The sequence below is a fragment of the Bradyrhizobium sp. 62 genome (assembly GCF_023073035.1).
In the GTDB taxonomy this organism is placed as follows: domain Bacteria; phylum Pseudomonadota; class Alphaproteobacteria; order Rhizobiales; family Xanthobacteraceae; genus Bradyrhizobium.
Map to the genome: position 1 here is coordinate 180,076 of NZ_JADPIT010000010.1, position 9,839 is coordinate 189,914.

General features: G+C 64.5%; 10 protein-coding genes. 6 read left to right on the forward strand and 4 right to left on the reverse strand.

Features of this window, described 5'->3' with window-relative positions:
* Both IVB47_RS04985 and IVB47_RS04990 read left to right on the forward strand, forming a co-directional pair.
* Positions 1–1,261 (forward strand): dipeptide ABC transporter ATP-binding protein (locus IVB47_RS04985; RefSeq protein WP_247460203.1); only part of this gene is annotated, 1,261 nt, incomplete at its 5' end.
* Positions 1,262–1,551: 290 nt separating this feature from the next.
* Complete coding sequence (locus IVB47_RS04990) at positions 1,552–2,478, forward strand: AraC family transcriptional regulator (RefSeq protein ID WP_247460205.1); 927 nt, start codon at positions 1,552–1,554, stop codon at positions 2,476–2,478.
* A gap of 2 nt (positions 2,479–2,480) precedes the next feature.
* Here the strand turns inward: IVB47_RS04990 and IVB47_RS04995 are convergent, their stop codons facing one another.
* On the reverse strand, positions 2,481–3,407 hold the full coding sequence (locus tag IVB47_RS04995) for a catalase family peroxidase (protein WP_247460208.1): 927 nt from the start codon (positions 3,405–3,407) through the stop codon (positions 2,481–2,483).
* Between the two features lie 114 nt (positions 3,408–3,521).
* Positions 3,522–4,745: a polyhydroxyalkanoate depolymerase gene (gene phaZ, locus IVB47_RS05000; RefSeq protein WP_027519727.1), complete on the reverse strand. Its 1,224-nt coding sequence runs from the start codon at positions 4,743–4,745 to the stop codon at positions 3,522–3,524.
* Between the two features lie 172 nt (positions 4,746–4,917).
* On the opposite strand from phaZ, the gene IVB47_RS05005 reads away from it, so the two are divergent.
* The gene (locus IVB47_RS05005; protein ID WP_247401561.1) at positions 4,918–5,574 is read left to right on the forward strand and encodes a glutathione S-transferase family protein; all 657 of its coding nucleotides are present in this window, start codon (positions 4,918–4,920) and stop codon (positions 5,572–5,574) included.
* 279 nt (positions 5,575–5,853) lie between these two features.
* Here the strand turns inward: IVB47_RS05005 and IVB47_RS05010 are convergent, their stop codons facing one another.
* Positions 5,854–6,078 carry a hypothetical protein gene (locus IVB47_RS05010; protein WP_027570609.1) on the reverse strand — a complete coding sequence of 75 codons (225 nt, stop codon included), beginning with the start codon at positions 6,076–6,078 and terminating at the stop codon, positions 5,854–5,856.
* 180 nt (positions 6,079–6,258) lie between these two features.
* Here IVB47_RS05010 and IVB47_RS05015 point away from each other — a divergent pair, with 180 nt between their 5' ends.
* The gene (locus IVB47_RS05015) at positions 6,259–6,615 is read left to right on the forward strand and encodes a hypothetical protein (protein WP_247460210.1); all 357 of its coding nucleotides are present in this window, start codon (positions 6,259–6,261) and stop codon (positions 6,613–6,615) included.
* Between the two features lie 9 nt (positions 6,616–6,624).
* Here IVB47_RS05015 and IVB47_RS05020 read toward each other — a convergent pair whose 3' ends face one another.
* Positions 6,625–7,728: a mandelate racemase/muconate lactonizing enzyme family protein gene (locus tag IVB47_RS05020; protein WP_247460212.1), complete on the reverse strand. Its 1,104-nt coding sequence runs from the start codon at positions 7,726–7,728 to the stop codon at positions 6,625–6,627.
* A 177-nt stretch (positions 7,729–7,905) separates the two neighbouring features.
* Between IVB47_RS05020 and IVB47_RS05025 the strand changes: the two genes are divergently transcribed.
* Together IVB47_RS05025 and IVB47_RS05030 are read left to right on the forward strand one after the other, a co-directional pair.
* Positions 7,906–8,739: an AraC family transcriptional regulator gene (locus IVB47_RS05025; RefSeq protein WP_247460214.1), complete on the forward strand. Its 834-nt coding sequence runs from the start codon at positions 7,906–7,908 to the stop codon at positions 8,737–8,739.
* Between the two features lie 133 nt (positions 8,740–8,872).
* Complete coding sequence (locus tag IVB47_RS05030; RefSeq protein WP_247287901.1) at positions 8,873–9,799, forward strand: SMP-30/gluconolactonase/LRE family protein; 927 nt, start codon at positions 8,873–8,875, stop codon at positions 9,797–9,799.
* The last annotated feature ends 40 nt before the right edge of the window (positions 9,800–9,839 follow it).

Sequence of the window (9,839 nt, forward strand, 5' to 3'; positions counted from 1 at the left end):
CATTCAGGCCCAGATCCTGGAGCTCCTGAAGGAGCTTCAGGAGGAAGAGGGGATGTCGATCCTCTTCATCACCCACGACATGGGCGTGGTGGCCGAGATCGCGGACCGCACCGTGGTGATGTATGGCGGCCAGGCGGTGGAAACCAACGTGACCTCGCGCATCTTCGCAGCCCCTTCGCATCCCTATACAAGGTCATTGCTCGCGGCCGTGCCGCGCCTCGGCTCGATGGAGGGGCGGACCCGACCGATGCGGTTTCCGATCGTCGACAAGGCGACGGGGACCGCGGACGAGCCGGCAGAGACGCCCGATACGGTTTCGATTGCCGAGCGACCGCTGCTCGAAGTCTCCAACCTCACGACGCGCTTTCCAATTCGCTCGGGCCTGTTCGGCAAGGTCTCGGGCCGCGTCCATGCGGTCGAGAACGTCTCCTTCACCTTGCGCGCCGGCGAGACGCTTGCGCTGGTCGGCGAATCCGGCTGCGGCAAGTCGACGACGGGCCGCTCCATTCTCAAGCTGACGGAGCCGGACAGCGGCACCGTTCTGGTCGACGGGCAGGATGTGCTGGCCATGAGTGCCCGCACCTTGCGTGACTTTCGCAAGCAGATGCAGATCGTGTTTCAGGATCCGTTCGCGAGTCTCAACCCCCGCATGTCGGTGGGAACGGCGATTGCGGCCCCATTGCTCGCCAACGGGCTCGCAACGGCGTCGCAGGCGCGGGAGAAGGTCGCCGACCTGCTCGTTCGCGTTGGTCTCACCGCTGACATGGCCGCGCGCTTTCCGCACGAATTCTCCGGTGGCCAGCGCCAGCGCATCTGCATTGCCCGCGCGCTCGCGCTCGGACCGAAGCTGATCGTCGCGGACGAAGCGGTCTCGGCGCTCGACGTTTCGGTCAAGGCGCAGGTCGTCAATCTGATGCTGGACCTTCAGGCCAGCATGGGGCTTGCCTATCTCTTCATTTCCCATGATATCGCGGTAGTCGAGCGGATGAGCCATCGCGTCGCGGTGATGTATCTCGGCGAGATCGTCGAGACCGGTCCGCGCGTGGCCCTGTTCGGCAATCCGCAGCATCCCTATACGAAAAAGCTGATGGCGGCCGTGCCGGTGCCCGATCCAGCGCGCCGCGGCACCAGGCGCGAGGTAGCGAACGACGAGATCAGAAGCCCGGTGCGCGCGCCCGACTACCAGCCGCCTGTTCGGCAATATCGCGAGGTGTCGCCGGGCCATGTCGTCCAGGCCTGGGGCGAGGAATGGTCCAACTGACGTGCGCAGACTGTGAGCGCAAGGCTCTGTCTATCCATCATTTCCAAAATGCACGATGGAATCGCGCAGCAATCTGTCGGGCAGGTCAACGGTGTTGTCCTTCGCGACGCCGGGCCGGTGACATCACGCTGAAATCACAATGAAATCATCGCGGCGCAATCTGGTGCGAGGGCCGACCGCGCCAGCTTCGTGCTATGCGCTGCAGCTGGACCGTCGGCCGGCGATCTCCGATAATGCGCGGATCTCGGGAAGGCTGGCGAAGACGTGCCTTTACGGATGGATTTACTAAAATGACACAAGCAGGCGTCTACGGGCAGAGGCTCGGGCAGGGCCTTCGCTCGAAGCAAGCACCGGTTCTGATCACGCGTTCGCTGCACAGCGCCGAGCTCGCGGTCACCGAAGTCCGCAACGACGATCCGACACCGGATATTTCCGGCTCGCTGGCTGCGGAAGATGCCTATCTCCTCAGCCTGAAACTCCGCGACTATCCGGATTGCGAATGCTGGGAGGAGGGCCGCTGTGTCACCAAGGCGGATGTTCGCGCAGGTGCGACCTATCTGTACGACCTCAAGCGCGACCCGCGCTATGTGATCGACAAGCCGTTTCACTCGCTCTTCTTCTATTTGCCGCGCTCGGCGCTCAACGGCGTTGCCAGGCAGCCGGGCGGGCCGCGCGTCGGCGAGCTCAGCTACGAGCCCGGTGTCGGTCATGACGACGAGGTCGTTCGACATGTCGGTGCTTCGTTGCGGCAAGGGCTGTGTCGGCCCGACGAGACCAACCAGCTTTTCGTCGATCACATGATGCTCGCGCTCACCGCCCATGTCGCCCAGACCTATGGTGGGCTGAAGCCAGCCGCAGAACCGAGCCGCGGCGGTCTCGCGCCATGGCAGGTGAAGCGTGCATGTGACCGGCTCGATTCCGATCTCTCGGGCAAGATCGCGCTGCAGCTGATCGCGACCGAGCTTGGTCTGTCAGTCAGCCACTTTTCACGCGCATTCCGGATCTCCACGGGCCTGCCGCCGCATCAATGGCTACTCCAGCAGCGCGTCAAGGCGGCCAAGCAACTGATGTCGGTCCGCGACCTGCCGTTATCCGAGATCGCCATCTCGGCCGGATTTGCCAACCAGAGCCATTTCACCCGGGTGTTCTCGTCCATCGTCGGCGTCAGTCCGGGCGCGTGGCGCCGCGAAACGGATGGCGGACGGGACAAGACTTAGATTTACCGGCGCTTCGCCAGCGAGATCGTGTAGGCCAAGCGGCGCGCCGCAAAGATCTCGTCCGGCGGATGGCCGATGCCGTCGGCAAGATTGTCCGGATTGAAGATGGAGCCGTCGCAGGCCTCATTGGCCTCGAGGCTGGTGATGACGATGGTCCCGAGCCGCACCTGTTCACGGTTGTCCTCGTCCGGCCATCGCAGGGTCACGTCCATGGTGGGATCCTCGGGGCGGTCGAGCAAGGCCATCACGTTGAAGCGGACGTCGCCGGCTGCGATCCTCCGCGCGAGATCGTCATGGAGGAAATCGGCCGACTTTGTCCTGGCTTCGTCTTCGCTCAAGGCGACGTCGCCGCCGACAGGCGCGACCTTGAACTTGATAAAGCGGGTTTCGCCCTTCGCGTTCGTCGCGGGAAAGGCGTGCACGCCCCAATAGGTCGTGCCGGAAAAACTGCCGGGCAGCCGGCGCGCCGCGATGTACTTCGCCTGGTTCAGCGTTTCAGGATTGGCCGCGGAAAAAGCCCGGACCTTCTCGATGTCAGGCTCGCCGTCCGCGCCCGGAATTCGCGCCTCGAGGAAGGCGAGCATCTGGTCGAGCGTCCGTGCAAAATGCACCGGAGCGGTTTCGGTCAGGATGTCGGAGCGATGGGCGTCGTTGCCAAGCCTGAAGCTGAAGCCGCGCAGCACGAGGTTGTTGGTGTCGGTCACCCCGGGATTGCCGCCGCCAACGGAGAAGCGCGCCAGCACGCGCGAGGGCTTGGTGAAGCTCAGCGATCGCGTGATCTCTGCGACGCGGTCGGACGGGGCATAGGTCCCGCGCACGCATCGGCCCTTGGCGAAGCTCGCGCGCACCTTTGGCGGATTGCCTGCGACCGTTTTGAGCGCGTCGACGATCGCGGCCGGGGTGGCGGCAGGGGGTGGCAATTCGGACATGGTTTGGCCTCCGGTGGGAGCGGCATGTCCGTGTTTTAGGTTTGGTGCAGCGTCGGCGTCTTTCCCAAAGCCGCGCTGCCTTGTCCGATCCTGCTGAAGAAATGTGGCGGAGCTTCAGGAGTTCACGTGCACGAAATCCCGCAGCAGCGGGTAGATCTCGTTGTTCCAGCGCTTGCCCGAGAACACGCCGTAATGGCCGACGCCGGCCTGCATGTGGTGCACACGGCGGTAGGCGCGCACGCCGGTGCAGAGGTCTTGCGCGGCAAGCGTCTGGCCGATCGAGCAGATGTCGTCCTTCTCGCCCTCGACCGTCATCAGCCCCATGCGGCTGACGGCCTTGGTGTCCACCGGACGTCCCCGATGCATCAGCTTGCCCTGGGGCAGAAGGTGCTCCTGGAAAACGTCGCGCACGGTCTCGATGTAGAATTCCGCCGGCAGGTCCATCACGGCGAAATATTCGTCGTAGAAGGTCTTGATGCTGGCGGCCTTCTCCTTCTCGCCCTTGGCGATGTGATCGGCGAGATCGATATGCTGCTTGATGTGGCGCTCGAGATTCATCGAGACGAAGGCGGTGAGCTGCACGAAGCCGGGATAGACTTTCCGCAAGGCACCGCGGCACTGCATCGGCACGTAGTTGATCAGGTTCTGCTCGAACCAGTCGATCGGCCTGCTCTTGGCGAATTCGTTGACCCTGGTCGGCAGGATGCGCGTGTCGATCGGCCCGGCCATCAGCGTCAGCGTCGCCGGCCGCGAAGGATGGTTGCCCTCGCACATGATCGCGGCGGCCGCGAGCGCCGAGACCGAGGGCTGGCAGATCGCGACCATATGCGGGCGCGGGCCCAATTGGCCGAGGAAGTCAATGAGATGCTCGGTGTAGTCGTCGAGCCCGAAACGGCCCTCGCTGCGGGGAATGTCGCGCGGATTGTGCCAGTCGGTGATGTAGACGTCGTGATCCTGCAGCAGCGTCTTCACGGTGCCGCGCAGCAGCGTCGCGAAATGGCCGGACATCGGCGCCACCAGCAGCATGCGCGGCTGCTCGCCCACGCCCTCTTTCTTGAAACGCAGCAGCGAGCCGAACGGGGTCGCGTAAGCGATCTCCTCGGTCACGGCGACCTCGCGATTGCCGACCATGACGCTGTCGATGCCGTAGGCGGGGCGGTGATAGGTGAGGGTGGAGCGGGAGATCAGCTCCAGTGCGGCCGATAGCCGGCCGACGACCTGATCCGACAAGCCCTGCGGCACCAGATTGAGGAATTTGAGCGCGGAGGAGGCCCCCGATCGCCACGGCGCCGTCAGGTCCATATGGTTCTGAAAGGCTTGATAATACATCGACATCATACTGAAACGCCCACCTGTCCCCGTGCTGCTATGCAATATCGGAGCCAATCCGGAGATGGGCCGTCCTCAAGATTGGCACGTCGCTTGCTGCTCTTTTCGCGGGAAGCACAGGCGGTGCGCACTCCCGCAGAGTCCGGGCAAGGTGCGAGTCACAGGCGTGAGGGAAGGCCACATGGCGAAGGCGACACTGACCATCAGCAGCAAGAACTATTCGTCCTGGTCGCTGCGTGGCTGGCTGCTCACGAAATTTTCCGGGCTCGATTTCGAGGAGATCGTCACCGCACCGGACGACGCGTCGGCGCGCGCCGAAATCCTGCTGTTGTCGTCTTCGATCCTGGTGCCGTGCCTGCGGCACGACGGCGCGATCGTCTGGGATACGCTGGCGATCGCCGAATATCTCAACGAGGCGATGCCGGATGCCGGGCTGTTGCCCGCGGATCGCGTTCAGCGCGCGCATTGCCGCTCGATCTGTGGGGAAATCCATTCAGGCTTCACCACCTTGCGCGCGTCGCTGCCGGTCAACCTGAAGGGGCACTTCCCGGGCTTCAAGATCTGGTCGCGCGCGCAGGCTGACATCGATCGCGTCTGGGCGATCTGGCGCGACTGCCTGGAGAAATCGGGCGGGCCCTTCCTGTTCGGCGAGACCCGCACCATGGCTGATGCGATGTACGCCCCGGTAGTGACCCGCTTCGTGACCTACAACGTCAAGCTCGATCCGCGGCTGCAGGCTTATGCCGATACCATCATGGCCATGCCGGAGATGAAGGAATGGATCGCGGCGGCCAAGGACGAGCCGGCCGAGATCGAGGAGCTCGAGGTCGAATATTAGGCAGGCGGGGTGCCATCTGCCTGTTTTGGGAGCGAGCATCCAACCGCCGCACCCCCGCAGTCATGTCATTGAAGCCGTTAACTTTCGACGCCCGTGGCCGGCTGGGCTGGCTCACGCGCTGCGCAGATATTGTGTGCGCGCGCTGGCTGCTTGCGACATCTAGCCGTGAACAGGCGCGTACGGGGGCCTACGGCTGATTCGGACGTGATTCGTTCGGGCCGCGTTCCGAAGGTTAAGCCGGGACGCGGCCCCGTTGCATTTTGAGACAGAAATCAGGGCTCAGGCTACGCCCGAATGCTTCATGCGCGGGACGCGCCAGCCGATGACGGTTGCTTCGACTGCGACGCCGGCCGCGTGGTTCTGCCAGCGTCCCTCGACATAGCGGCAGGCGAACGGCAGTTGATACGTCCCGCTGTGGTCCTCGCACAGCACTTCGACTGCAAGGCCAGGCGGCGGTTCTCCGGCGCCGTCGAATTCCGCCAGTCGTCTGTCGCGCGTTGCCATCAAAAACTCCCCTAAACAAAGCCGCGGAAGGAGCGCCCATTTCCTCCGCGTGCAGATCATCGCTCCCCGTCCGAGGGAACAGCGCAAGCTCAACGCGAGAATGCGGTGCGAGTGTGGTAGCCTCGACAGGCTGCGTGCAAAAAGCGCACATTGCCGTGATTGATTTGACGAGGAACCTGCATGCTGCTTCGAAGCGCCGGCGTCTGTTTCGCGATGTCACTGCTCGCCACGCTGGCGATTGCGCCGGTCCGCGCGCAGGACGTGCCCGGCATCGAGATCTGCACCGTCGAGAAGACCATGGAGCGCCGCACCAGCTGCCTCCAGAGCAACATCGACTTCCTGCAGAAGACGATCACCAAGCTGAACCTCGATCACCAGCAAAAGCTGGACGCCGCGGCTCGTCAGATCGATGCGTTGAAGACGACCGTGGCCGGCTTGCAGAAGATGCTCGGCGATCTCCAGGCCGCGCAGGCGAAGACCGCGGAGGGTGTGAAGAAGAAACAGGATGCGCCGCCGCCGAAGGATGCGGCGAAATAGGCGCCGCGCTCAGGCGACGCGATATCGCTCCATCACGCTGCGGTCGGGCTCATAACCGAGCCCAGGCCCGGTCGGCACCGCGACATGGCCGGTGGCATCGACATCGGCGCGGCCGCCCCACAGGCAGGCCTCGCGCTTCAGGTAAAACATCTCGACGAAGCCGTCGTCGCGCCCCGCCAGCAGATGCAAGGTCGCCAGCAGGCCGGGGCCGAAATACGGGGAGTGCGGAACGATCTTGACGCCGACCCGATCTGCGAGCGCCCCAACCTTCAGGAATTCCGTGATGCCGCCGACCTTGGTCACCGACGGCTGGGCGTGGCTGACCGCGCCCGCATCCATCATCTGGCGGAATTGATATTCCGTGCAGGCGTTCTCGCCGGCGGCGACGCCGAGCCCGCCCTTGCTGCGGACCTCGGCGAGCGCCGCAAAATCCTCCGGCGGCCAGACCGGCTCCTCCAGGAACATCGGCTGCGCGTCCCGGCATGTCCTGGCGAACGCGATCGCCTCTTCGCCTGACAGCGGGCAGTTCATGTCGACCATCAGCGGAATGCCGGGTCCGATCGCCGCGCGCGCGGCAAACACCGCCGGCGCCGTGGTCTCGTGCAGCTTGATGGCGCCGTAGCCGAGCGCCAGCGCCTTCTTGCATTCGGCGGCGATGTTGTCGGGCGAGCCAATCCGCAACAGGCTCGCATAGGCCGGAATGGCCGGGCGCCTGGTGTCGCCGAGCAGGCGATGCACCGGCACGCTCTTGATCTTGGCGGCGAGGTCCCACAGCGCGATGTCGAGCCCGGAGATCGCGAACATGGTGATGCCGTATCGCCCGAACAGATGCAGGTTACGCTGGATCTGCTCCATCACCGCCGGAATGCCGGCGGCATCGGGAACCTCCAGCCCCCGCGCCTGCGGTGCGATCATTTCCTCGACGGCACTGTGCGTGGTGTGGGGGCAGACATAGGCGAAGGCATCGCCCCAGCCGGTCAACCCGGCGTCGGTGGTGACCTCGACCATCACCATGTCGAGGGCGGTGATGGCGGAGGCGCCCTGACGGAAGCTCGCGACACCGGCGTCATAGGGGATGCGGATATGGTGCGCCCGCACATCGGTGATCTTCATGACGCGGTTCCTCCTGCTTTCTTGTGAGCGGTTGCCAGGACGTCCCGAGTGTAGCCATGAACGCCCGGACGTTGCCAGTGGCTGTTCCGGCGTTATCATCTTGCGGGACCGCAATGCCGATCAAGCGAAGCCTGCGGACTTCCGTGCATCATGGTCGCGCTTCGAACGAGAAACGCCATGAACCCAGCCCAGCGCGCGCTCTGGTATGTCGAGAGCCATCTGGCCGAGCCGATGACGCTCGATGAGATCGCGGCGATATCCGGCGTGTCGCGGTTCCACATCGTGCGCGCGTTTGCTGCCGCGACCGGCGTGCCGGTGATGCGGTACGTGCGCGCGCGGCGGCTGAGCGAAGCGGCGCGCAGTCTTGCGAACGGCGCGCCGGACATCCTGTCGCTGGCGCTGGAGGCCGATTACGGCTCGCACGAAGCATTCACCCGCGCGTTCCGCGACCAGTTTGGCACCACGCCCGAAGCGGTGCGGGCCGCGCAATGCACCGGCCATCTGAAGCTTCAGGAGCCGATCCTCATGGACTCGACCATCTCCGACAAACTCGCCACCCCGCGCTTCGAAACCACAAAGGCCTTCCTCGTCGCAGGCATCAACGAGCGAATCTCCTGCGACAACGGCGCGGCCATTCCTGGACTGTGGCAGCGCTTCCACCAGGAGGTCGCCGACATTCCCGCGCGCGTTGGACCGGTCGCCTATGGCGTCTGCTGCAACGGCGACGATGCCGGCAATTTCGACTACATCGCCGGCGTCGAGGTCGCCGATTTCTCCGAGCTCCCGCGCCGCTTCGGCCGTATCCGTATCCCCGAGCAGCGCTATGCGGTGTTCACCCACGCCGACCACGTCGCCTCGATCAGGCGCACCGTCAACGCGATCTGGAATCAGTGGCTGCCGGCCTCCAGCCTGAAGGCTGCGGATGCGCCGAACTTCGAACGCTACGACGAGAAATTCGATCCCGCCACCGGCAATGGCGGCCTGGAGATTTGGATACCCGTGCGCGATTAGCGCGCAACGCTGGCATTCCATCCCGCTTGCTTGGCAAGCCCCGGCGACTTTGTCATAACCGCAGGCAATCTTGCGTGTGGGGCCGTGCTGGACATCCCGTGCAAGTCATAACAAGCAGCCGGGAGGGTCCCACATGTCCAACGTCCGCGTTCTCGCCACCGACCTCGAATTTCCCGAAGGGCCGGTCGTGATGCCGGACGGCTCGGTGGTGCTGGTGGAAATCCGCGGCCAGCGCCTGACCCGAATCCATCCCGACGGGCGCAAGGAGATCGTCGCGAAGATTCCGGGCGGCCCGAACGGCGCGGCCCTCGGCCCCGACGGCAAGATCTACATCTGCAACAATGGCGGCTTCTCCTGGATCCCGACCCGCAACATGATCATGCCGGGTCCGCAGCCCGACGATTATCTCGGCGGCTCGATCCAGCGCGTCGATCTCCAATCCGGCAAGATCGAGACCGTCGTGACGAAATGCGGCGAGCACGATCTGCGCGGGCCGAACGATCTGGTGTTCGACAAGCAGGGCGGCCTCTGGTTCTCCGATCTCGGCAAGCGCCGCGCGCGCGAGATGGACGTCGGCGGCATGTATTATCTCAAGCCTGGCATGAAAGAGATCGTCGAGGTCGTGCACGGCATACTGCCGGCGAACGGCATCGGCCTGTCTCCGGACGAGGCCACCGTCTACATCGCGGAGACGCCCACCGGCCGGCTCTGGGCCTACGAGCTCTCCGCGCCCGGCACGCTGAAGCCGCGCGACGTGATCTATCGCGGCGAGCGCGGCAAACCGATCTGCGGCCTCGGCGGCTACCAGATGTTCGACTCGCTGGCGGTCGAAGCGAACGGCAATGTCTGCGTCGCCACCCTCGTCTCCGGTTGCATCTCGGTGATCGCGCCTGATGGTACGCTGGTCGAGCAGATCCCGACCGGCGACCGCGTCACCACCAACATCGCCTTCGGCGGTCCCGAGCTGAAGACCGCCTACATCACGCTCTCAGGCAAGGGCGAACTGATCGCCATGGACTGGCCGCGTGGCGGTTTGCCGCTCAATTTCCTAAACAAGTAAACGGTGCTAGTGACCGTCATTGCGAGCGAAGCGAAGCAAT